Genomic DNA, 21,324 nt, shown 5'->3' with positions numbered 1-21,324 from the left:
GCGCTGGGCTTGGGCCAGGGCGCGGACCTCGGCGCTGAGTTCGGCGAAGCGGCGGTCGGTTTCCTCTCGATAAGCCAGGAACTCCTGGCGGTGGGCGGCGAACTCTTCGTAGTGTCGGCGCTGGGCTTCGGCGAGTTCGGCGAAGCGGCGATCGGTTTCGACGCGATGGATGGCGAAGGTCTCGCTCAGGTTGCGGATGGCCTCGGCGAGCTCCGCGAAGCGGCGGTCCACCTCCGCCCGCAGGGCCGCCAGCTCGGCGGGCATCCGGCGCACCTCCTCCGAGGCCAGCAGGGCCCACAAGGGCTCCCGCCACTCCGGATGCGCCCGCAACAGCTCGGCCAGATCCCGCAGATCCTCCACCGTCCACGTCATCGGCAGCCTCCTCTACTGGGAAATTTTAGCGGGAAAGAAGATGAGCAAGCAAGGTCTCTCAACGGTTTCTGCGCTAAGCGGCGGAACGACTCCCTGAGCGGCGGGCTTCCTCCAGGTGACGGAGCCAGGCGCGGCCCTGGCGCGCCGTCCCCCAGTCCACCAGCCGGGGCAGCACCCGGTTGATCCAGATGGCCGGGATGTAGCGCGCAGGGATAACGATCTCCGGAACCGGTCGACGCAGGGCGCGGGCGATGGCCCGGGCGATGGCCTCCGGGGCCAGCCCCCCCGGCACCTCCCCCGGATCCACCTCCAGCCCGCTGGCCGCCCGTCCGAACTCCGTGCGGACCGGGCCGGGGCTGATGACGGTGACGTGGATGCCATGGGGCTCCAGCTCCCGCCGCAGGCCCTCGCTGAAACCCACCACAGCGAACTTGGTGGCGGAGTAGACGGTCAGCGGCGGCGTCGAGATGTAGCCCGCCACGGAGGCGATGTTGACGATGTGCCCGCGCCCGAGCCGCCGCATGCCGGGCACCACCCGCTGGGTGAGGTGGATCATGGCCAGGATGTTCACCTCGAACATCCGACGGACGACCTCCCACGGGGTGTCCTCCACCGTAGCGTAGTAGCCGAAGCCAGCGTTGTTGATCAGCACCTCCACCGGCCCCCAGCGGGCTTCCACCTGATCCACCAGGGCCTCGCGGGCGGAGGGATCGCCCAGGTCCGCCGGGATGGCCAGGGCAGCGCCGCCCTCCCTCTCAATCTCCTGGGCCAGGGCCTCCAGGCGGTCCTGGCGCCGGGCGGTGAGGACGACGCGCATCCCCTGGCGGGCCAGCAGGCGGGCCGTGGCCGCTCCGATCCCGCTGCTCGCGCCGGTGATCAGCACCACCCGTCCCTCTCCCCCTTCCATTTCCATAGGCCTCCCCTCCTTTGGAGATCTGCGCTTTATTATTTGAGCCGGATCCCGGGAAGGCAACGGATGGTCCGCACCGGTTTGACGGCCTCCTGCCTCCCCTTTAAAATGCCCCCCGTGGGGATCCTGCGATGGGGACGTGGCTTCGCGATGCAACGTGATCGGATCACCGATGACATCTATGTCTTCACCAGCGACTTCTACGCCCAGGTCAATGCGGGGGTGGTGCTGGCCTCCGAGGGGGTGGCGGTGATCGATACCCTTCCCTTCCCGGAGGAGACGCAGGAGATCGTCCGGCTGGTGAAGGCGCTGGCGGAGGGGCGCCCGGTTTATCTGATCCTCACCCATTACCACACGGACCACACGTTGGGCGCCTGTCTCTTCCCACAGGCGGTGGTGATCGCCCACGCCCTCTGCCGGCAGCGCCTGGAAACCCATGGGGAACAGGCGCTCCAGCAGGCCCGGGCCCAGGATCCGAGCTTCGCCGCCCTCACCCTGCGCCTCCCCGATGTCGTGGTGGAGGAAGGGGATCTCCTGCTGCGGCTGGGCAACAAAACCCTCCACCTGTTCCACGCCCCCGGGCACTCCCCGGATGGGCTGGCAGTCTACGTCCGGGAGGACCGCATCCTCTTCACCGGGGATGTGATGATGCCCATCCCCTACATTGTGGATGGGGATGTGGATCAGACCATCGCCACCCTCCAGCGGATCCGGGATCTGCCGGTGGAGACCATCGTCCCCGGCCACGGCGATCCCATCCTGCGGGGGGAGGCGCCGGACGTGATCCAGGGACACATCAACTACCTGACCGCCATCGTCCGGGAGGTCCGACGACACATCCAGCAGAAGAAGCCGCGGGAGGCGTTGCGGGAGATCGATGTGGAGAGCTGCGGGATCCCCCGCATCGCGCTGAACGGCCTAGCGCCGCAGCTCCATCAGCGGAACCTGCTCGCCCTCTACCAGCGCCTCAGCGGGGAGACTTCCCCGTCCCGCAAAGGGCGCGTCGCGAAGACCACTACCACTGCCCGATCCTCGTCGAAGAGCGCATGAGCGTCTGGGAACGGGCCCGACGGCGGGGCCGCTTCCTCGAGCTGATCCTGGAGGACAAGCGGGCGGAGCTGGCCCGGCGCCGTCGGGTGCTGGACGAAGGGGTGTTGCGCCTGCAAGCCCGAATGTGGCCTGCCCCTATCTCCCTTCGCGCCGTCTTCCCGGATCGGCCTGCGAGCCCCCGTCCGGTGGCCGCCCTGATGCGAGCCGCGCCCTTCGAAGGGCTCCTGCGCCCCGGGTATGACCCCGTGGGGCTGGCCCTCGCCCTGGCCGCCGGCGGCGTCGCCGCTCTGGCGGTGATGACGGACGCCCGCTACTACCAGGGTCGCTTGGAGCATCTGGCAGCGGTCAAACAGGCGTTGCTGCGCCGGCGGCTTGACCTCCCCGTGATCCGCCATGACTTCTTCTTGGATCCCTTCCAGGTCCTGGAGGCACGGGCCTTCGGGGCGGATGCCATCTGGATCAGCCTGACGATGCTGAGCCCCTCCGGCCTGCAGGCCCTTCTGGAGGCCGCTTCCGAGTGCGGCCTGTCGGTCCTGGCTGAGGTCCGTACGGAGGAGGAGGTGGAAAGGGCCCAGACAGCGGGCGTGGAGGCCTTCATTGTCCAGCGGCGGGACTGGCGCACTTTCACGGTGGACCCGACGCTGCCGGCCCGGCTGCGCCCTGTCCTCCCGGAGTCAGCGCTCGTCCTGCTCGCCGGGGGGATCCGTTCGCCTCAGGAGGTCACGGAGGCCGCGGCCCTGGGGTTCCACGGGGTGATCCTGGAGGAGCCGCTCCTGCGGGCCGCGGATCCCCTCGCCTGGTTGGCTGGGCTGGGGCTCCTGCCGGAGGCGTCCCGGAGGAGGGAAGCAGGATGAAGGATCGCCGGTGGGAGATGCGGGGGAGCGCCACGCCAGCTCCGGAGACCATGCAGCGCCTACCCCGATCGTTCTTCGCGCGGCCCACCCTGGAGGTAGCGCGGGATCTGCTGGGCCGGCGGCTGGTGCGCATGGTGGGGAAGCGGCGGATCTCCGGGCGCATTGTGGAAGTGGAGGCCTACATCGGGGAGGATGATCAGGCCTCCCACGCCGCCGTCGGCCGGACCCCCCGGAGCGCGGTGATGTATGGCCCGCCCGGTTATGCCTACGTGTATTTCATCTACGGCCAGCACTACTGCCTGAACGTAGTCACCGAGCGGGAGGGGTTCCCGGCCGCCATCCTGATCCGGGCCCTGGAGCCGGAGGAGGGGCTGGACTGGATTGCCCGTCGACGGCGGGGGATCCCGATGCGGGACTGGCTGCGGGGGCCGGGGCGGGTGTGCGCCGGGCTGGGCATCGACCGGCGGTTCAACGGCCATGACCTGTGCGCTCCCGACGCCCGGCTGTGGCTCGAAGCCGGCGAGCCGGTCCCGGAGGAACAGGTGGCCACCGGCCCCCGCATCCGGGTGCGGGGGGATGTTTTGGCCCGCACCCGGCCCTGGCGCTTCTACATCCGGGATCATCCGTGCGTATCGGGGTGATCGTCCGCCCAGATCAGGGCTGGACGATCCACTTGCCCTGCATCCCCAGGTCCCAGTGGGCGCCGTCGTTCTCGAAGCAGCCCATCTGCCACTCCCCGGCCTTGTCCGCCGGGACGGTGAAGATGAGGGTCACCGGCTCATCCCCGGGCTCCAGAACCACCATGAAACCGTGTTCGTGTTCTTCCTCTTCTTCCATCAGCTCCCGGACGTCGATGGCTTTCCCGCCCCGCTCGGCTTTCACGGTGATCCCTTCGAAGAAGTCCTGATGGAAGCCCACAGGCCGGCCGTTTTCGGTCCTCAGCTCCCGGCCGATCATCAGCTCGTGAGGCTCCTTCCCCTGGTTCACCAGGGTGAGGCGCACCTCCTGGCCAGCCTTCACCGTGATGGTGGCGGGATCGAAGCGATATTCGTCCATCTTCAACGTGAGGCGCTGGGGACCGGCCGGGCCGGCAGGCGCGCATGCGGCGAGGAGCAGGCCGAGGATCAGCATCGCCGCGCTCCACCATCGGACGGGCATGGAGACCTCCTGGGAGGGGGATTCCAGCGGGGTCTTTCGGGGACCCCGCCCGCCAAATTATAACAACATGCTTTATCTAAAGCAAACTTTATCTAAATCAAAGGGAGCTGGATCAGGCTGCGTCCTATTTTGTCAGGCCTGGCCGCTTCGTAGGACAACTGCGAGCAGTTGTTCCACGATTTTGGGACACGTCCGCGGATCGATGATATGGGCAGCTCCGGATCGGGGATAGGCGGTCGGGATCTTCCCTCGGAGCCTCTTCTCGGGCGAACGTCCCGATCCATGGGGATGAAGGATCTTGACGAGTCCCTCAAGCTTTCCTATCATTCCTTTGCAACCCGGGTTCGGAGCCTTGGCGGGCGCGGAGGCAGGGGAACAAAGCGCGTCGCTTGGGAAGAGGCTCCGGATATGCTGGGAAGCCTGGATCCTTTGCGATGAGGCGTGGAACCGATGCCGCCCCTTCTCGATGTCCGGAACCTGGAGGTGCGTTTCTTCACGCGAGATGGCGTCGTGCACGCGGTGAACGGGGTCTCCTTCCAGCTGAACGAGGGGGAGACGCTGGGGATCGTTGGGGAGTCGGGCAGCGGCAAGAGCGTGACGATGCTCTCGATCCTGCGCTTGATCCCCCAGCCCCCCGGCCGTATCACCCGGGGGCAGGTTCTCTTTCAGGGGGTGGACCTGTTGAAGCTGGATGAGGCGGATATCCGTCGCATCCGCGGCTCCAAGATCGCTATGGTCTTCCAGGATCCCATGACCTCCCTCAACCCCGTCCTCACCATCGGGCGCCAGATCACCGAGGTGCTGGAGACCCACCTCAACATGTCCCCCCGGGAGGCCCGCGGGCGGGCCATCGAGCTCCTGCGGATGGTGGGGATCCCCAACGCGGAGGAACGCCTGAACGACTATCCCCACCAGTTCTCCGGCGGGATGCGGCAACGGGTGATGATCGCCATGGCCCTGGCCTGTCATCCCCAGATCCTCATCGCCGACGAGCCCACCACCGCCCTCGATGTGACCATCCAGGCCCAGATCATCGATCTGGTGAAGCGCTTGCGGGACGAGCTGGGGATGGCCATCATCTGGATCACCCACGATCTGGGGGTGGTGGCCGGGCTGGCCCACCGGGTGGCGGTGATGTATGCCGGCTACATCGTGGAGGAGGCGCCGGTCCTCGAGCTGTATCACAACCCGCGCCATCCTTACACCCTGGGCCTGCTGGGCTCCCTCCCCCGCCTGGACCGGCGGGAGCGCCGGCGGCTGGTGTCCATCGATGGGATGCCCCCGGACCTGTTGGAGCTGCCGCGGGGCTGCCCCTTCGCGCCGCGCTGCCCCTACGCCATCGATCGCTGCTGGGAGGAGAACCCCCAGCTGGAAGAGGTCGCCCCGCATCATCGGATCGCCTGCTGGGTCGACGTCACAACCGGGAGGCCGCGGTGAACCGGAACGGACAGGTGTTGCTCCGAGTGGAGAACCTGGTGAAATGGTTCCCCATCACCCGGGGGATCATCTTCACCCGCACTATCGGCTACGTCCACGCGGTGGATGGCGTGTCGTTCGAGATCCGGCGGGGGGAGACCCTGGGGCTGGTCGGGGAATCCGGTTGCGGGAAGTCCACCGTCGGCCGGACCATCCTGCAGCTGCACCGGCCGACGCGCGGGCGGGTGATCTTCGATGGGGTGGATCTGACGCAGCTGAAGGGAGGCGAGCTGCGGCGCATGCGGCGTCGCATGCAGATCATCTTCCAGGACCCCTATGCCTCTCTGAACCCGCGCATGACCGTGGGCCAGATCATCGCCGAACCCCTGGAGATCCACGGGATCGCCCGGGGCAAGGAGGCCCGGGAGCGGGTGGAAGAGCTGTTGCGTCTGGTCGGGCTTAACCCGGTCTTCGCCGACCGCTACCCCCACGAGTTCTCCGGCGGCCAGCGCCAGCGCATCGGCATCGCCCGCGCCCTGGCCCTCCAGCCGGACTTCATCGTGTGTGACGAGCCCATCTCCGCCCTCGACGTCTCCATCCAGGCTCAGATCGTCAACCTGCTGCAGGAGCTCCAGGAGCGCTTCCATCTCACGTATCTCTTCATCGCCCACGACCTGGCCATGGTCCGGCACATCAGCGACCGGGTGGCGGTGATGTATCTGGGCAAGATCGTGGAGCTGGCGGACCGCATCGAGCTGTATGAGAACCCGTTGCACCCCTACACCCAGGCCCTGCTCTCCGCCGTCCCGGTGCCGGACCCCGCGGTGGAGGCCCGCCGGCAGCGGATCATCCTGCGGGGGGAGGTGCCGAGCCCGGTCAACCCTCCCAGCGGGTGCCGATTCCATCCCCGGTGTCCTATCGCTCAGGAGATCTGCAAGCGCGTGGAGCCGGAGTGGCGGGAGGTCCGCCCTGGCCACTGGGTGGCCTGTCACCTCGCGGAATAGGGAACGAGAGGGAACCCCCGGGGCGGGCCGCGCGGCCCGCCCCGCTCACCCACCTCATCCGGAGATTCGGAAGCGGGGGTCCTCCCGGAGCATCCGCCGCAGGCCCTCTTCTAAGGAGACTTTCGGGCGATATCCCAGCCGCTGTTCGGCTTTGCGGAGGTCGGCGCACAGCCGGGCCACTCCCCCGTCCTGGGCCGGGCTGTGGACCACCGGGACGCGTCGGCCCACCGCCCGCATCACCATCTCCGCCAGCTCGTTGATAGAGGTCTCGCGTCCGCTGCCGATGTTGAGGATCTCCCCGTTGAGATCCGGGCGCCGACCGGCGGCGACCAGGGCCTCCACCACATCCTCCACATACACGAAATCCCGCGTCTGCCGGCCGTCCCCGAAGATCACCAGGGTGCCCCCCTCGATGGCCTGCTGGAGGAAGCGGGTGGTGACGGGGGCATGGGCGACGGGCAGAGGCTGGCCTGGCCCGTAAGCGTTGAAGATCCGCAGCACGACGACCTCAAACCCCCACAGGCGCCCCAGGGTCAGGACGAAGTGCTCCGCCGCCAGCTTGGTCACCGCGTAGGTCGAGCGCGGACGGGGCAGGAGATCCTCGTGGACCGGCTGCACCGGCTGATCCCCATACACGGCCCCGGAGGAGGCCAGCACCAGCCGCCTTACTCCCGCATCCCGCATCGCCTCCAGCAGGGCCACCGTCCCGCCCACGTTCACGTCCTGATAGATGCGGGGATACAGGATGGACTCCGGGACCGAGACCCGCGCGGCCAGATGATACACCAAGTCCACCCCCTGCAGCAGGGTCCAGAGCCGGGGGACGTCCCGGACGTCCCCCCGGTGGAACACCACCCGCGGATCCAGGCGCTGGGGATCCCCGGCGCTGAGATCGTCCAGGACCAGCACGGTGTGGCCTTCGCGAACCAGGCGGTTGGCCAGGGCGGAGCCGAGGAACCCGGCTCCTCCGGTGATGAAGACGCGCATGCGACCTCCCGGATCCACGTGCGAGGGGATTGGGCTGACTCATCGCGTCAGCAACCAGCCCACCAGGGCGTCCATGTCATAGAACATCTCGGTGGGCCGCACGTCCTCGGGGACCGGCTCCCGATAGCGGTTCAGCCAGACGCAGTCGATCTTCAGCCGGAGAGCCGGCCGGATATCGTGGAGGAGGCTCTGAGCGATGTGCAGGATCTCCTCCCGGCGGGCGCCGTAGCGGGCGCAGAAGGCCAGCCAATGCTGGGGGTTGGGCTTGTAGGTGCGGGTGTCCTCCGCGGTGATAGCGCCGTCGATCTCCAGGCCGTGACGCCGCACCGTCTCCGCCAGTAGATCCCGGTCCACGTTGGAGAGGATGATGCGGCGGAAGCCCAGCACCCGGAGCGCCTTTAGGCCGTCCACGGTGTCGGGGAAGGGCGGCCAGCTCGGGAGGCTCTCGGCGAAGCGCCTCGCCTCATCCTCGGACAGGGAAACCCCGAAGCGGGCGGCAGTCGCCCGGGCGCTCTCCATCAGGATCTCCCGATATCGATGGTAAGGGCCTGACTCCAGGCGGTGCTCCTCCTCCACATACACCCGAAGCAGCTCCTCCGGCGCCGGGTCCACCCCATGCCGGCGCAGGAGCCCGCCGAGATGCTCGGCAAGTCCCGTCCGCCAGTCGATCAAAGTTCCGTAACAATCGAGCGTGAGATAGCGATAGTCGCGCATCGGGCAGCGCACCTCCTCAGGAAGGATCCCCATCTTAACAGGGGGACCACATCGCTCCGTCCCTGTGGGTCCGGCCTGCGGCCTTCACTGGTTTTACCGTCTCAGCCGGTGATCCGGAAACGGCCCGGGGCGGGCTTCCCGGATCCTAAGGGAGAGATTCCCCGAATCGCCCTTGTTCAGGATAACATGAGGGAGTCCGGTTGCGAAGGGCCGGAGGTGGGCTCCTCGGCTGAGCGGGATTCGGATCTCTGGAGGGGCATCGAATGCAGGAGGAACGGGAAATCCAGGCGCTCCGCCCGACCCGGGAGCTGGACATCCGGGGGGAGGTATGCCCATATACCTACGTGAAGACGCGCCTGGCCCTGGAGGAGCTGGAGGTGGGCCAGGTGCTCCGGGTGCTGGTGGATTACGAGCCGGCCACCCACAACGTCCCCCGCAGCGTGGCCGTGCAGGGGGACGAGGTGCTCCGGGTGGAGCCGATTGGGGAGGGTGCATGGGCCATCTGGATCCGGAAGCGGAACCCCTATTTCTGAGCCCAACGCATGCGGCCCGCATCCTCACCCACGTCCAGGCGGAGTGGCCCCTGGAGGCCTGCGGGCTGCTCGGAGGCGTAGGCCGCCGGGTGCTGCAGGTGTATCCGGTCCGCAACGAGCTGGCCAGCCCGGTCCGCTACCGCGTCCACCCCGAGGATCTCATCCGAGTGGTGCAGGAGCTGGAGTCCCGAGGCTGGGAGCTGGTGGGGATCTATCATTCCCATCCCCACGGCCCCCCGGTCCCTTCTCCGACCGACGTGGCCGAGGCCTATTACCCGGAGTCCGTCTACCTGATCGCCGCCCCGGTCCAGGGGGAATGGCGTCTGCGGGCCTTCCGGATCGTGAACGGCCAGGTGCGGGAGGTTCCCATCCGGCTGGTGGAGGATGTCTCGCCGTGAGCGACCGGAAGCGAACGCGGATCCCAACCCGTCGGGGCCGGGTCGGCGCGGGCGGGGTTGTCCGGTCCCCATCTTCCTCGCATCGCGATGACACGTCCTCCGGGATCCTTTCTCTTAAGAAGGGCTTGGGGCGGATCCTGCTGCTGGTCTTCCTGGCCGGGTGCGGGGCTTGGGGGGAATCCGCTGCGCCGCCGGATCCTACCCCCACCGCGGCGCCTTCCCCGCTCCCCTCGCCGATCCCGACGCCGGCCCGCTGGCCGATCCGCCTGCATCCGGCCCTTCCGGAGGAGGTGCGGTCGGAGATCACGCAGCGCCTCGCTCGGGATCCCCGCTGGGGGGTCGGCGATTCCGGGGTGGAGATCGGTCCCGTCTCTCCAGACGACCCCGGACGTCTGGGGATGTGGATCTACGCGCTGGCCGCGCCGTTCCCCACCGTGACCGACGGGGTTTCCTTCGCCGCGTTGCGGGCGCGCTGGCAGGGTCAGGCCAGCCTCCCCGGGCCTCTCTTCGTCGCCCCGGAGACCATGCGATTGTTTGCGGCGTGGTGGGGGCCCCCGGATCCCCAGGTCGTGATCCCGGTCCCGGAGGCGGAGCTGGTGGATCGCCTGTGGGCGACGCGCCCGGCCTGGGCCCTGGTCCCCTTCCACCGCCTGGAGCCCCGGCTGAAGGTGATCGCGGTGGATGGCCTCTCCCCCATGGAGCGCGGCCTGGATCCCCGACGGTATCCACTGGCCGTGGGGTTCGGTGTGGAGTCGGCCTCCCCAGGGTTCCCGACAGGGGAACTCCAGCGGGCGGTGGGGAAGCTCACAAACCGGGATGAGGATCGGATGACGATCCTGGCGATGACAGGGGTCACCGCCCTGGTGCGGGGCACGGCGGTCCAGATGGAGCGTTACGGGGTCCTGTTCCCGGCTCGGGATATCGCCCCGTGGCTACAGGGGGCGGATCTCACCCACATCAGCAACGAGGTCTCATTCTGGGAAGGGTGTCCACCCCCGCGGCCCCGGAGCGGGGTGGTGTTCTGCAGCGATCCCCGTTACGTGGAGCTGTTGACCTACATCGGCACGGACATCGTGGAGCTCACCGGGAACCACCTGGCGGACTACGGGAAGGAGCCGTTGCGGAAGACGCTGGCCCTCTACCGGCGTCTGGGGATGCGCTATTACGGGGGTGGGGAGAACCTGGAGGAGGCCCTGCGGCCGCTGCAGATCGAGCACAACGGGAACCGCTTGGCCTTCGTGGGCTGCAACCCGGTGGGCCCGGCTTACGACTGGGCCACCCCGACGGAGCCGGGGGCGGCCCCGTGCGTGCCGGAACTCCATGAGGCCGTCCGTCGCCTGCGGGCGGAGGGGTGGCTCCCCATCGTTACCCTGCAATACTGGGAGTTCTACGACTACGCCCCGACCCCTCAGCAGGTCCAGGACTTCCGGTTCTGGCGGGATCTGGGGGCGGTGATCGTCAGCGGCAGCCAGGGCCACCACGCGCAGACCTTTGAGGTGGGGCCGGGGTGGTTCATCCACTACGGGCTGGGGAACCTGTTCTTCGACCAGGTGGATCCCATCGGGGTCCGGCAGACCTTCATCGACTGGCATGTGTTCTACGAGGGGCGATATCTGGGGGTGCTGTTGCGGACGGCCTTCCTGGAGGATCTCGCCCGTCCGCGCCCGATGACCCCGGAGGAGCGTCGGGCGCTGCTGGAGTGGTTGTTCGCGCTGATGCCGGAGTGAGAACGCTTGGGGGCACAGGTCTCAACCTGTGCCCCCGGTGCTTTATGAGGCCGCCGCGCGGATGGGGAGGCGCTGGAGGGCTTTTTCGATGCGCTCCAGGGCCTTCTGGATGTTCTCGATGGAGTTGGCGAAGGAGAGACGCAGGAAGCCCTCGCCGTATTCCCCGAAGGCCGTGCCGGAGAGCACGGCCACCCCCGCTTCCTCCAGGAGATAGCTGGCCAGCTCCCGGGAGGACATCCCGGTCCCTTCGATGTTGGGGAAAGCGTAGAAGGCGCCTTTAGGTTTCAGGCAGCGGAAGCCGGGGAGGCGGTTGAGCCCCTCCACCATCACCTCACGGCGCTCCCGGAAGGCGGCCACCATGCGATCGACGTCGTCCTGGGGGCCGGTGAGGGCGGCGATGCCGGCGATCTGGGTGAAGGCGGCGGTGCAGGAATTGGAGTTGATCATCAGTCGGGTGACGGCCTCGGCCAGGGGTTCGGGCATCACCCCGTAGCCCAAGCGCCAGCCGGTCATGGCGTAGGTCTTGCTGAAGCCGTCCAGGATGATGGTGCGCTCCAGCATCCCGGGGAAGCTGGCGATGCTGATGTGTTCCCCTTCATAGAGGATGCGGCTGTAGATCTCATCGGAGAGCACCACCAAATCGTGTTTCAGGCACAGCTCGGCGATGGCTTCCAGGTCCTCTCGGGTCAGCACCCCGCCGGTAGGGTTGGCGGGGGAGTTGAGGATGAGCATGCGGGTGCGGGGGGTGATCAGGCGGGCCAGCTCCTCCACATCCACCCGGAACTCGTTCTCCATGCGCAGGCGCAGGGGGACGGGGCGAGCGCCCACGAAGCGGATCATGGACTCATAGATGGGGAAGCCAGGGTTGGGATAGATGACCTCGTCCCCCTCCTCCACCAGGGCCAGAATGGCGAAGAACATGATGGGCTTGCCGCCGGGCACCACCACCACGTGCTCGGGCCCGACGGGGATTCCCCGGGTGCGGCGGATGTAGTCGGCGATGGCCTCCCGCAGGGCGGGGATCCCGGCGGCGGGGGTGTAGTGGGTCCATCCCTCGTCCAAGGCGCGGACGGCAGCGGCCTTGATGTGGGCCGGGGTGTCGAAGTCTGGCTCCCCGATCTCCAGATGGATGATCTCCCGCCCCTGGGCCTCCAGGGCCTTGGCCCGCGCCAGCACCTCAAAGGCCGTCTCCGTGCCCAAGCGGGACATCCGCTCTGCCAGCCGCATAGACGCCTCCCGTTCCACAAGCAGGTGGGGGTTGCTTCCTTCCGCACTCCGCATTATGCCTGCGGAGCGATCCCCTCACAAGTGAGGGTTGTCAGATGTTACACCGGAGTTTGGGGAGATGGCCCGGGAAGGGCCCGGCTTGTGTTACAATCTTGCGCAATGCGCAACCCGTCGCGTGGCAGCGCCCATCGATCGACCGCTCTCAGGAAGCGCCAGCGAGGATGAGGGATGGGTCCGATCCTGGAGGTTCGCGAGCTCACGTTCCGTTATGCGGCGCGGCCGCAGCCGGCCATCCGCGACCTCTCGTTCGCCCTAGAGGAGGGGGAGATGGCCTTGATGGCCGGCCCGAGCGGCTGCGGGAAGAGCACCCTCCTGCGGGCGTTGAACGGGCTGATCCCCCGCAGCTACAAAGGGGAGCTGCGAGGCACCATCCGCATCGGGGGCCACGATCCCCGCGCATGGCCCATGGCCCGGCTCTCCCAGCAGGTGGGAACCCTGCTTCAGGATCCGGAGCGTCAGATTGTGGCCGCCGACGTGCTGCACGATGTGGCCTTCGGGCTGGAGAACCTGGGCTGGCCACGGGCGAAGATCCTGGAGCGGGTGGAGGAGGTCCTGCACGCCCTGGGGATCGCCCATCTGCGCGATCGGCCCACGTTCCAGCTCTCCGGGGGGGAGAAGCAGCGGGTGGCCCTGGCGGGGGTGCTGGCCATGGCCCCACGGATCCTGTTGCTGGACGAGCCCCTCGCTTCCCTGGATCCCCAGAGCGCCCAGGAGGCCCTGGCGGTCTTCCGCCAGCTTCATCGGGAGGGTCACACCATCCTGCTGGTGGAGCATCGGGTGGAGGACGCCCTCCAGGCGGGCCCCAGGCGGGTGCTGTATTTGGAGGACGGACGCTTGGTCTTCGATGGGGATCCGGAGTCCTTCTTCGAACGCGTGGATCCGACCGCGGTGAAGGTTCCGTTCCGGGTCTGGCTTCAGCGCTGGTCGGCGCTGACGCGGCGCCCGACGCCGGGGGTGGAGATCCCTCCGGCCTCTCCCACCGCGCCTCCGCTGGTTGTCTTCGAGGACGTGTCCTTCGGCTACGGAGATGGTCCCGATGTGCTGCGGGGGATCCAGGCGGAGATCCGGAAAGGGGACAGCCTGGCCATCCTCGGCCCCAACGGCGCAGGCAAGACGACATTGCTGAAGCTGGCCATGGGGCTGCTCAAGCCCCGAAGGGGCCGGGTCTGGGTCGGAGGAAAGGAGACACGGGCGCAGACGGTGGCCAGCATCGCCCGCACCATCGGCTATGTGTTCCAGAGCCCCAGCCATATGCTCTTCGCCCCCACGGTGTGGGAGGAGGTGGCTTTCGGGCCCCGGAACCTGGGCCGCCCTCCCCATCAGGTCGAAGCCGACGTCCGCTGGGCCCTGGAGCAGGTGGGGTTGCTGGACCAGGCCCGCTCCTCCCCATGGGCCCTGAGTTTCGGTCAGCAGAAGCGGGTGACCATCGCTTCGGTCCTCAGCATGCGGAGCCGGATCCTGGTGATGGACGAGCCCACGGCAGGCCAGGACTATCAGACCTGCATGCGCTTGATGAACGCCATCGCCGAGCTGGTCTTCGGGACGGCCCAGGCAGCGGACGCCCTGGTGTTCATCACCCATGATCTGGATCTGGCCCTCTCCTTCGCCAACCGCATCTGGGTGATGGCGGATGGTCAGCTGATCGCCGACGGCCCCCCGGAGGCCGTGCTGAGCGATCCGGAGGTGATGCGCCGGGGGCGGCTGGTCCCGACCTCTCTGCTGGAGGCGAACCGCCAGTATCTTCCCCGAACCGGCCGCTTCATGCGGGCCGAGCGCCTGTGCGCCTGGCTCCAGGGTGTTGGGAGTGATTCTTTATAATTGAAGAGAAGCCAGCCCTCTTTCTTTAAGAGGGTGGAGCATCCTTATCTCAGGAGGCGGCCATGGCGCGCAAGGCTCTGACCTGGCTGATCTTATTGATCGTGGTCGTCCTGTTGATGGGGCTGGCCAGCCTGATGACCGGGCCGGAGGGAGTTCGGCTGCAGGGCTTCGGCTGGCTGCTCTGGGTGGCCATCGGGGCCGTGATCGTCTACATCATCTACTTCGCCACCGCGGATCATCCGGCCTGGCAGATCGGCACCCGTGAGGTCGTGTATATGGCCATCGGCGCTGCCCTCTACGGCGTCTTCTCTTATCTTTTCAATGGCACCGTCTTCGTGGTCCCCTCGGTGAGTCAGGTGGCGCTGCGCCCGGCCATCGTCTTCCCGGTCTTCTTCGGCTACGTCTTCGGACCCGCTGTCGGCTTCTTCACCGGGGCCGTGGGCAACATCCTGGGGGACTTCCTTACCGGCTGGGGGGTGTTCCCGGCGTGGGATATCGGGAACGGCCTGGTCGGCCTGGTGGCCGGGCTGCCGGTGATCCTGGGGCGCGAGCGGGCCCTGAACATCCTCACCGGTGTAGTGGCCGCGGTGGGGGTGGCGCTGAGCTTGTGGGCGATGACCACCGAGATTGAGAGCCCCTTCTTCGGCGGACCCCTCAGCCCGCTGATGCGCTGGGTGCCGCTCATCGGTGCGGCCCTGGTGGTGGCCCTGCGGTTCGCTTTGGGAGGGAACATCGCCCTGGCCTCAGTGATCGTCTGGGGGGCGGTGGCCAACATCGTGGGCATCGGCTTCGCGGCCATCGCCGACATCTGGATCAACGGCTATCCGCCCGCGGTGGCCCTGCTTGGGGAGTTCGTGCCGGCGGCGGGACCGAACATCCTCCACGCGGCCATCCTCACCCCGTTGCTGGTGGGCGCCTACAACGCCCTGCAGCAGCAACTGGGCCGGGGCGCCGGGGTGGCATGAGCCAGGGTCTCCGCGTCTGGAAGAGGAGGGCCCGGTGCTGGTGACATGGCCCTATCGACGGCGGGGCAGCTTCCTGGAGGCCTTCGACCCGCGGGCTCGTCTGCTCGCCGCCCTTTCGTTGATGCTCTCCACCCTCTTCTTCTGGGACGTGCGGGTGCTGGCGGGCCTGTGGGGCCTGGCCCTCCTCTACTTCCGGCTGAACCGGCTGACCTGGCGGGAAACCCGTCGGGCCTGGCTGTTCACCGGCTTCGTGGCCTTCGTGTTCGTGTTCATCACGTTCCTGACCGGCCGCGGAGGCTTTGAGGTCTATCAGACGGAGCGGCTGCTGGCCCGCTTGGTCCTGCCGATCTCTCTGTTCGGGTGGACCCCGGCCATCCCTATCACGGTGGAGCGCCTCTTCTTCGCCCTCAGCCAGATGTGCCGGATGGGGACGGTGATCACCGCTGCCATCCTGATCCCCTATACCCTGGATCCCTCCCAGTATGGCGTGGTCTTCCGGGGCCTGGGTCTGCCGGACAAGATCGCTTACGCCATGGACCTGGCCTTCCGCTTCATCCCCACCCTGGGACGGGACGCCATGCAAACTATGGATGCCCAGCGGGCCCGGGGATATGAGCTGGAGAACGTGCGCGGCGGCCCCATCGCCCAAATCCGGCGCCTCGCGCCCTTGGTGGTACCGGTCACCCTGCACGCCCTGATGGCCGCCGAGGACATCATCGACGCGATGGACCTGCGGGCCTTCGGCGTGGGACGCCGCACTTGGCTGACGGAGCTGCGGTTCCAGCGCCACGATTTCCTCCTCTTGGGCCTCAGCGCCGCCCTGTTCTTCGGGTCCATGGCCGCCGCCGCCCTGGGCTTCGGCCGGTTCTGGACGCCGTGACCCCGCAGATCCCTCCCGCGACACCCGCTGGCCCGCAGGGCCTGGAAGGCTGCCGGAGATCTCCAACGAAGTGGAGAAGGCCTGCCGGAACCCCGGGGAATGCCTGAACGTCTTTCTTTCAGGAAAAGGGTCTTCTGGAGTATAGGCTCTCTGCTTCTGGGAGGGAGCAAGTGATGAGGAAAGCGATCCTGGCGGGTCTGCTCTGTGTCTTCGCTTCCTGCGCCCCGAGGCCGCTGGTGCCTCCCTCGAACGGCACCATCATCCCCACACCGGCCTTCTGGGAGTCCATCACCCCGATCGGCGAGATCCTCGCGGATCCCTCGGGCTACCAGGGCCGGGAGGTGACGATCCTCGCCTATTACCGGGGGTGGGATCTGCTGGGGGAAGCCGGGGTGGGGCCGCCCCTCACCCGCAGCGACGTCGCCGTCGCCGACCCGACCGGCTGCATCTACATCGCGCCCGCCGGGGAGGAGGCAATGAAGGACATCCCCCTCCGCCCATTCGACCGGGAGGCCACCGAAACGCTGCTCCGGTTGCACGGGCAGGTCCGGCGGAGCCCCCGCGGTCAACCCTACATCCTGGTGACGAAAGGGGAAGTGTGGAACGGGTTGCCCGCCCGCGTCCTCCTGCGGGTCCGCCGAACCGGTGGCATCGCCGGGATGGACCACGAGCTGATGGCGATGGCGGACGGCACGCTCTATTTCCTGGATCGGAAAAACCGCCTTCATGTTCGCTGGAAGACGACCCCGGATGCGGTCGCCCGGACGGTGGAAGGCCTCCGCCCGTTCCTGGATCAAGAGGTGGGCACGCCGGTCCCGGATGGCTTCGCTTACGCGGTCACGGTTCAGGAAGGGGAGCAGATCAGGAAGGTGATCTTCCACGAGGGGACGCTTCCGGGGGCAGCGGATCCGGCGCTGGCCCCGCTTCGGGAATGGTTAAGGGAAGCGATGGAGCGCGCGCCTTATCCTCCCCCAACCCCTACAGCGCATCCGGATGCGGTGAGGGCAGCGATCCGGTTCCTGGCCATGCAGCTGGATCTCTCCCCCGAAGCGATCCGGGTCATCGCATGGGAGCCGGTGGACTGGCCGGACGCCGCTCTGGGATGCCCGGAGCCGGGGAAGGTGTATGCGCAGATCATCACGCCGGGCTACGTGGTCTTCCTGGAAGCCCGCGGGGAGACCTTCCGCGTCCACACCGACCGGACAGGGGAACGGGCCTGTCGCCCGTGAGCCGGCTCAGGGGAGCCGAGCAGCGAGCCATCCGAGAACCAGATGAGGGGTCACATGGGCTTCGATCCAGGCCGCCAGCAGGAGCGGCGGGATCGCCAGCCCGAGGAGCTTGATCCAATCCGCCAGAGCCAGCAGCAGGCGATCCCGCAGGCTCCGGGGATGCGGCGGGGTGAGCAGCGTCAGGCTCAGGCGTAACGCGCCCGCGAACGCCAGGCCGACGGCAGGCAGCTCGACGAGCCCGTGGGGGAGCACAGCCAGGATCCCCGCCATCCCCAGCGAGGGATCGATGGTGAAGAGCATACGGAGCAGCATCCCGATGAACCCCATCAACCCCACCGGATAGAAGGCCACCCACAGGCCCAGGCTGAGGGCCCCCAGGAGGGTGTTCACCAGCACCGCCCGCAGGTTGTGGATGAAGATCCCCCACGCCGTCAGCGGGAGGGCCAGCGAGCGCGAGAGGTTCTGCCCGCCGGGCCCCAGCCGTTCCAGGATCGCCTCCGCGGGGAGGGAGCCTATCCCGGGCGTCAAGGACCACCCGAGGGCGAACCCCATCAGCCCCAGGAGGGCCAGGGTCGCCAGCGCCCCTCCGGAGCGGCGGATCGGCCCCCAGAGCCCATCCCATCCGCTTCGCGGCAACCCGTCGGGATCCCCCGTCCGTAGCGCCCGCCAGAACCCCCGCGCCATCCCCCGCAGATCCAGCGTGTCGAACTCCGCGCTGAGCAGCTGCTCCCGGTTGAACAGGGCGATGCCCATCCGGACCAGCAGGACGGCGTAGGCGAGCAGGATGCACAGGATGATCACTAGCATCCGGTAGCTGCCCCAGAAGAGGAGGGAGGACTCGAAGACCAGCAGCATGGAAAGGGGGAGGATGATGAAGCTGGCCAGAAGGTTGGCCCCGCGGACGCTATGGGATTGAGTGGAGATCACAATGGCCCCCGCCACCATCACCACCGCGTGCAGGCTCAGGATGCCGTAAAGGGAGAGGACGAGCGCTGGCTCCGGAGGAAGGGCACGCCGCGCGATGAGGATGAGCAGATACAGGGTGACCCCAAGCAACGAGGTGGCGGTGGGGACGATGAGGGCGGCCAGCCCCTTGCCGACATAGAGCTGCAGGTCGCTCACGGGGGCCGCCAGCAGCGGCTCCAGGGTCCGCCGTTCCTTCTCCCCCACGAAGGTCTCCAGAGGGATGATGAGACAGACCGTCAGGGGCAGGAAGCCGGTCGCCAGGGCCAAGAACGGCAGCAGGCGTTCCGCCACCAGCTGGGCGCCGAACTGGGCCATGTAGCGGGTCGCGGCTTCCGCGGAGAGCAGGGCCAGCACCGGAAAGATGAACAGGAGCAGGGCCAGGGGCGAGACCAGCCGCCAGTCCCGCAGGATGTCCAGCAGATCCCGCCGGAAGATCACCCACGCTCCCCGCAGCCAGCGTTGACCTCGCTTTCCCAGATCCCGGAGCCCCATCCCCTCGTTCACGAGCGGCATGCGTGTTCTCCCTCGAATTGGGCCACTGGATCCGGTGAAGCGGGCGGAGCGGCCCCGTTCAGGATGCGGAGGTAAAGGTCCTCCAGGGGGCGAGGGACCTCCGACAGGGAGACCACCGGCAGCCCATGGGCCAGCAACGCCTGCAACACCCGCGGGTTCTCCCGCTCCGGATCCGAGGTCCGATAGCGAACCCAATGGTCTCCCCATTCCACAACGGCGAGGCCCTCCGGGAGGAGCTCCAGGGCCTGCCCCGCCGGCGCGGCGAGACGCAGCTCGTAGACCGGCGGCCCCAGGAAGCGGTCCCGCAGCGCCTGGGGGGTGCCCTCCACGAGGATCCGGCCGCGGCAGAGGATGGCGATGCGGTGAGCGAGGGCCTCGGCCTCGTAGAGATTATGGGTGCACAGCAGAACGGCGTGACCCTCTTGCGCCAAGCTGCGGATCATCTCCCGGGCCACCTGGGCGCTCTGCGGATCCATCGCCGAGGTGGGCTCGTCCAGCAGGAAAACGGGCGGCAAGGGGAGGAACGCGCGCAACAGCGCCAGCTTCTGGCGCATCCCTTTGGAATACGTGGCGATGCGCTGGTGGAGGGCGCCGCGGAGCTCCAGGCGGTCCAGCCAGGCCTCCAGCCGTTGCTTCAGGAGCGGACGGGGGACCTCGTAGAGATCCGCGAAGAAAGCGAGATACTCGTAGCCGGTCATCCGCAGGTAGAGGCCGGGCAACTCGGTCAGCAGCCCGACCCGCCGGTGGACCTCCTCGGGCTGGCGCAGGACGTCGTAGCCGGCGACCAGGGCCCGGCCGGCCGTCGGCCGCAGCAACGCGGCCAGCATCCGGACGGTGGTGGTTTTGCCGGCGCCGTTGGGGCCCAGGAGGGCTACGATCTCCCCCGGGCGCACCTCCAGGGAGACCTCCTCCACGGCGGTGATGTTCCCAAAGGTCTTGCGAAGCCCTTCCGCCTGGATCACGGTGAACGCTCAGAAGGGGAGTGAGCGTGAAGCATCCGCAGCGCCCGTGCGGCCCGCTGCAAGGCGGCCAGGTGGGCCAGGAGGGCGAAAAGCAGCAGCAACGGTCCATACCAGCCGGTGAGGAGGGCCAGGAGGATCAGGAAGAAGCGCTCCAGCCGGGTGAAGAAGCCCTCCCGGAGGGAGAGGCCCAGCCCCTCCCCGCGGGCGCGGGCGTAGCTGACCATCAGGGCGCCCAGGAGCGCGAACCCGGCAATCCAGCTGCCCCACGGGGTGCCGGCCCGTTGCCAGGCCGCCCCGATGCCGAGCAGAATCGCCCCATCGCTGTAACGATCCAGCGTGGAATCCAGGAAAGCCCCCGCCGGGGAGGCCTTGCCGGAGAGGCGGGCCAGCGACCCATCCAGGGCGTCACAGAGCCCGCTGAGGGCCCAGAGCGCCGCGGCACCCCATCGGAGCCCCAGGCCGACCAGCAGCCCGGCGCCCAGGCTCAGCAGAAACCCCAGAATCGTCACCGCGTTCGGATGGATCCCCAGCGAATCCAGCCCGCGGGCCAGCCGGGCCAGGATCGGCTCCGCCCACGCCCGCCATCGCTCCGCAGCCATTCTCTACCCTCATTCGCAAGAGATCGATCTTTGTAGGAGGGGCTTTAGCCCCGAATCTCCGTCTTCGATCCTGCGAAAAGGTCGCGGTGAAAGCCGCTCCTACAATCAGGGCTTTGTTTGCGATCGTGCAGCTGGGCCCCGGCTCAGTAGGGCTTGGCCAGGAGCCGATAGCTGTTGGGCTGGCGAGCCTGGAGGACCTGAAGCTCCTCCCGCTGGCGGCGGACCTCCTCCAGGTCGATGCGGGCCACCACGTAGCCCTCCGTCGGCTCATCCAGGGAGGCGAAGACCTGACCCCGCGGCCCGAGGATCATGGAGTCGCCGACGAACTCGTAAGTCACCTCCTTGCCGACGCGGTTGGCCGCCACCAGGAAGAACGTGTTCTCCAGCGCCCTCGCCCGGGTCACGATTCGCCATTCCTCCCGCAGGGGCTGCTCCCAGGCCGCCGGGACCGCCAGGAGCTCCGCCCCGCTGAGGGCCAGCACCCGGGCGGCCTCCGGGAACAGGAGGTCCCACCCCAGCAACACCCCCAGCCATCCGAACCCGGTCTCGAAGACGGGGAACCGGTAGCCGCCCCGGAAGAGCAGCCGCTCCTCCCCCTTCAGGTGCACCTTATGGTAAACCCCCAGGGTCTCCCCATCCGGCCCGATCACCACCGCGGAGTTGTAGAGGATGGTCTCCACCCGTTCCCGGACGGCCATCCCGAACACCACGTGGACCCCGAACTCTCTTGCCCGCTGGGCGATGCGGTGGGTGGAGGGACCGGGGATCCGCTGGGCCCATTCGGTGAAGCGGGCGCCGCATTCGTAGCCCGTGGTCACCAGCTCGGGGAAGACGATCAGATCGACCCGCTGCTCGCTGGCGACCCGGGCGATCCATTCCGCCATGCGGGACAGGTTGTCTTCCATTTCGTTCAGACGCGCGTCCATTTGCACAGCTGCCACAGTGATTTCGCGCATGGATTCCTCCCGACGGGATGAGGGGC

The 21,324-nt window shown here is 68.0% G+C and carries 21 protein-coding genes and 1 pseudogene; 12 read left to right on the top strand and 10 right to left on the bottom strand.

The window, feature by feature from the left end:
- Positions 1 to 372 (bottom strand): annotated as a pseudogene (locus CFB18_RS14355) (hypothetical protein); the annotation flags it as partial.
- Between the two features lie 73 nt (positions 373 to 445).
- Entirely contained in the window at positions 446 to 1,285 is an 840-nt protein-coding gene (locus tag CFB18_RS14350) for an SDR family NAD(P)-dependent oxidoreductase (protein WP_088572484.1), read from the bottom strand.
- Between the two features lie 147 nt (positions 1,286 to 1,432).
- On the opposite strand from CFB18_RS14350, the gene CFB18_RS14345 reads away from it, so the two are divergent.
- Genes CFB18_RS14345 through CFB18_RS14335 form a run of 3 tightly spaced genes read left to right on the top strand, consistent with a single transcriptional unit; the run spans position 1,433 to position 3,827 of the window.
- Complete coding sequence (locus CFB18_RS14345) at positions 1,433 to 2,332, top strand: MBL fold metallo-hydrolase (protein ID WP_159461791.1); 900 nt, start codon at positions 1,433 to 1,435, stop codon at positions 2,330 to 2,332.
- On the top strand, positions 2,329 to 3,186 hold the full coding sequence (locus CFB18_RS14340; protein ID WP_088572482.1) for a beta/alpha barrel domain-containing protein: 858 nt from the start codon (positions 2,329 to 2,331) through the stop codon (positions 3,184 to 3,186). The genes CFB18_RS14345 and CFB18_RS14340 overlap by 4 nt, the downstream gene beginning before the upstream one ends.
- On the top strand, positions 3,183 to 3,827 hold the full coding sequence (locus tag CFB18_RS14335) for a DNA-3-methyladenine glycosylase (RefSeq protein WP_200808238.1): 645 nt from the start codon (positions 3,183 to 3,185) through the stop codon (positions 3,825 to 3,827). The genes CFB18_RS14340 and CFB18_RS14335 overlap by 4 nt, the downstream gene beginning before the upstream one ends.
- 13 nt (positions 3,828 to 3,840) lie before the next feature.
- Here the strand turns inward: CFB18_RS14335 and CFB18_RS14330 are convergent, their stop codons facing one another.
- Positions 3,841 to 4,344: a cupredoxin domain-containing protein gene (locus CFB18_RS14330; protein WP_088572481.1), complete on the bottom strand. Its 504-nt coding sequence runs from the start codon at positions 4,342 to 4,344 to the stop codon at positions 3,841 to 3,843.
- Positions 4,345 to 4,794: 450 nt separating this feature from the next.
- On the opposite strand from CFB18_RS14330, the gene CFB18_RS14325 reads away from it, so the two are divergent.
- Both CFB18_RS14325 and CFB18_RS14320 read left to right on the top strand, forming a co-directional pair.
- The gene (locus CFB18_RS14325) at positions 4,795 to 5,781 is read left to right on the top strand and encodes an ABC transporter ATP-binding protein (protein ID WP_088572480.1); all 987 of its coding nucleotides are present in this window, start codon (positions 4,795 to 4,797) and stop codon (positions 5,779 to 5,781) included.
- Positions 5,778 to 6,764, top strand: a complete 987-nt coding sequence (locus tag CFB18_RS14320) for an ABC transporter ATP-binding protein (protein WP_143597632.1) — start codon at positions 5,778 to 5,780, stop codon at positions 6,762 to 6,764. The genes CFB18_RS14325 and CFB18_RS14320 overlap by 4 nt, the downstream gene beginning before the upstream one ends.
- Before the next feature lie 54 nt (positions 6,765 to 6,818).
- On the opposite strand, the gene CFB18_RS14315 is transcribed toward CFB18_RS14320, so the two are convergent.
- Positions 6,819 to 7,751, bottom strand: a complete 933-nt coding sequence (locus tag CFB18_RS14315) for an NAD-dependent epimerase/dehydratase family protein (RefSeq protein ID WP_088572478.1) — start codon at positions 7,749 to 7,751, stop codon at positions 6,819 to 6,821.
- A 39-nt stretch (positions 7,752 to 7,790) separates the two neighbouring features.
- The gene (locus CFB18_RS14310) at positions 7,791 to 8,465 is read right to left on the bottom strand and encodes a haloacid dehalogenase type II (protein ID WP_159461790.1); all 675 of its coding nucleotides are present in this window, start codon (positions 8,463 to 8,465) and stop codon (positions 7,791 to 7,793) included.
- A gap of 263 nt (positions 8,466 to 8,728) precedes the next feature.
- Between CFB18_RS14310 and CFB18_RS14305 the strand changes: the two genes are divergently transcribed.
- The 3 genes from CFB18_RS14305 to CFB18_RS16365 all read left to right on the top strand — a co-directional run bounded on the left by CFB18_RS14305 (position 8,729) and on the right by CFB18_RS16365 (position 11,123).
- Positions 8,729 to 8,998: a sulfurtransferase TusA family protein gene (locus CFB18_RS14305; RefSeq protein ID WP_088572476.1), complete on the top strand. Its 270-nt coding sequence runs from the start codon at positions 8,729 to 8,731 to the stop codon at positions 8,996 to 8,998.
- On the top strand, positions 8,959 to 9,396 hold the full coding sequence (locus CFB18_RS14300) for a M67 family metallopeptidase (RefSeq protein WP_088572475.1): 438 nt from the start codon (positions 8,959 to 8,961) through the stop codon (positions 9,394 to 9,396). The genes CFB18_RS14305 and CFB18_RS14300 overlap by 40 nt, the downstream gene beginning before the upstream one ends.
- 125 nt (positions 9,397 to 9,521) lie before the next feature.
- Entirely contained in the window at positions 9,522 to 11,123 is a 1,602-nt protein-coding gene (locus CFB18_RS16365; RefSeq protein WP_088572474.1) for a CapA family protein, read from the top strand.
- A gap of 42 nt (positions 11,124 to 11,165) precedes the next feature.
- Here CFB18_RS16365 and CFB18_RS14290 read toward each other — a convergent pair whose 3' ends face one another.
- A complete protein-coding gene (locus CFB18_RS14290) occupies positions 11,166 to 12,350 on the bottom strand; it encodes a pyridoxal phosphate-dependent aminotransferase (protein ID WP_088572473.1) in 1,185 nt (394 codons plus the stop codon).
- A 228-nt stretch (positions 12,351 to 12,578) separates the two neighbouring features.
- Here CFB18_RS14290 and CFB18_RS14285 point away from each other — a divergent pair, with 228 nt between their 5' ends.
- The 4 genes from CFB18_RS14285 (at position 12,579) to CFB18_RS14270 (ending at position 17,302) form a co-directional block, all read left to right on the top strand.
- Positions 12,579 to 14,228, top strand: coding sequence for an ABC transporter ATP-binding protein (locus tag CFB18_RS14285; RefSeq protein WP_088572472.1), 1,650 nt, complete (start codon positions 12,579 to 12,581; stop codon positions 14,226 to 14,228).
- 62 nt (positions 14,229 to 14,290) lie between these two features.
- Positions 14,291 to 15,193 (top strand): ECF transporter S component, encoded by a 903-nt coding sequence (locus CFB18_RS14280; protein WP_088572471.1) that lies wholly within the window; start codon positions 14,291 to 14,293, stop codon positions 15,191 to 15,193.
- 34 nt (positions 15,194 to 15,227) lie between these two features.
- Positions 15,228 to 16,073 (top strand): energy-coupling factor transporter transmembrane component T family protein, encoded by an 846-nt coding sequence (locus CFB18_RS14275; RefSeq protein ID WP_159461789.1) that lies wholly within the window; start codon positions 15,228 to 15,230, stop codon positions 16,071 to 16,073.
- Positions 16,074 to 16,246: 173 nt separating this feature from the next.
- Entirely contained in the window at positions 16,247 to 17,302 is a 1,056-nt protein-coding gene (locus CFB18_RS14270) for a DUF8738 domain-containing protein (RefSeq protein WP_088572469.1), read from the top strand.
- Positions 17,303 to 17,308: 6 nt separating this feature from the next.
- On the opposite strand, the gene CFB18_RS14265 is transcribed toward CFB18_RS14270, so the two are convergent.
- From CFB18_RS14265 to CFB18_RS14250, 4 genes are all read right to left on the bottom strand, one after another.
- Entirely contained in the window at positions 17,309 to 18,781 is a 1,473-nt protein-coding gene (locus tag CFB18_RS14265; protein WP_088572468.1) for a stage II sporulation protein M, read from the bottom strand.
- A complete protein-coding gene (locus CFB18_RS14260) occupies positions 18,769 to 19,743 on the bottom strand; it encodes an ABC transporter ATP-binding protein (RefSeq protein ID WP_088572467.1) in 975 nt (324 codons plus the stop codon). Before CFB18_RS14260 ends, CFB18_RS14265 begins: the two co-directional genes overlap by 13 nt.
- The gene (locus CFB18_RS14255) at positions 19,740 to 20,342 is read right to left on the bottom strand and encodes a CDP-alcohol phosphatidyltransferase family protein (RefSeq protein ID WP_088572466.1); all 603 of its coding nucleotides are present in this window, start codon (positions 20,340 to 20,342) and stop codon (positions 19,740 to 19,742) included. Before CFB18_RS14255 ends, CFB18_RS14260 begins: the two co-directional genes overlap by 4 nt.
- Before the next feature lie 143 nt (positions 20,343 to 20,485).
- Complete coding sequence (locus CFB18_RS14250) at positions 20,486 to 21,298, bottom strand: carbon-nitrogen hydrolase family protein (RefSeq protein WP_159461788.1); 813 nt, start codon at positions 21,296 to 21,298, stop codon at positions 20,486 to 20,488.
- Positions 21,299 to 21,324: the final 26 nt, after the last annotated feature.

It is taken from the genome of Thermoflexus hugenholtzii JAD2, from assembly GCF_900187885.1.
In the GTDB taxonomy this organism is placed as follows: Bacteria; Chloroflexota; Anaerolineae; order Thermoflexales; family Thermoflexaceae; genus Thermoflexus; species Thermoflexus hugenholtzii.
Note: the sequence above shows the minus strand (reverse complement) of the source record. Positions and strands in the feature narration are given on the sequence as shown.

Coding starts and splice junctions, on each gene's coding strand:
- CFB18_RS14280 (WP_088572471.1), top strand. CDS start 14,291: ATGGCGCGCAAGGCTCTGACCTGGCTGATCTTATTGATCGTGGTCGTC.
- CFB18_RS14255 (WP_088572466.1), bottom strand. CDS start 20,342: ATGGCTGCGGAGCGATGGCGGGCGTGGGCGGAGCCGATCCTGGCCCGG.
- CFB18_RS14250 (WP_159461788.1), bottom strand. CDS start 21,298: ATGCGCGAAATCACTGTGGCAGCTGTGCAAATGGACGCGCGTCTGAAC.
- CFB18_RS14310 (WP_159461790.1), bottom strand. CDS start 8,465: ATGCGCGACTATCGCTATCTCACGCTCGATTGTTACGGAACTTTGATC.
- CFB18_RS14285 (WP_088572472.1), top strand. CDS start 12,579: ATGGGTCCGATCCTGGAGGTTCGCGAGCTCACGTTCCGTTATGCGGCG.
- CFB18_RS14330 (WP_088572481.1), bottom strand. CDS start 4,344: ATGCCCGTCCGATGGTGGAGCGCGGCGATGCTGATCCTCGGCCTGCTC.
- CFB18_RS14350 (WP_088572484.1), bottom strand. CDS start 1,285: ATGGAAATGGAAGGGGGAGAGGGACGGGTGGTGCTGATCACCGGCGCG.
- CFB18_RS14340 (WP_088572482.1), top strand. CDS start 2,329: ATGAGCGTCTGGGAACGGGCCCGACGGCGGGGCCGCTTCCTCGAGCTG.
- CFB18_RS14300 (WP_088572475.1), top strand. CDS start 8,959: ATGGGCCATCTGGATCCGGAAGCGGAACCCCTATTTCTGAGCCCAACG.
- CFB18_RS14290 (WP_088572473.1), bottom strand. CDS start 12,350: ATGCGGCTGGCAGAGCGGATGTCCCGCTTGGGCACGGAGACGGCCTTT.
- CFB18_RS14345 (WP_159461791.1), top strand. CDS start 1,433: ATGCAACGTGATCGGATCACCGATGACATCTATGTCTTCACCAGCGAC.
- CFB18_RS14325 (WP_088572480.1), top strand. CDS start 4,795: ATGCCGCCCCTTCTCGATGTCCGGAACCTGGAGGTGCGTTTCTTCACG.
- CFB18_RS14270 (WP_088572469.1), top strand. CDS start 16,247: ATGAGGAAAGCGATCCTGGCGGGTCTGCTCTGTGTCTTCGCTTCCTGC.
- CFB18_RS14315 (WP_088572478.1), bottom strand. CDS start 7,751: ATGCGCGTCTTCATCACCGGAGGAGCCGGGTTCCTCGGCTCCGCCCTG.
- CFB18_RS14335 (WP_200808238.1), top strand. CDS start 3,183: ATGAAGGATCGCCGGTGGGAGATGCGGGGGAGCGCCACGCCAGCTCCG.
- CFB18_RS14305 (WP_088572476.1), top strand. CDS start 8,729: ATGCAGGAGGAACGGGAAATCCAGGCGCTCCGCCCGACCCGGGAGCTG.
- CFB18_RS14265 (WP_088572468.1), bottom strand. CDS start 18,781: ATGCCGCTCGTGAACGAGGGGATGGGGCTCCGGGATCTGGGAAAGCGA.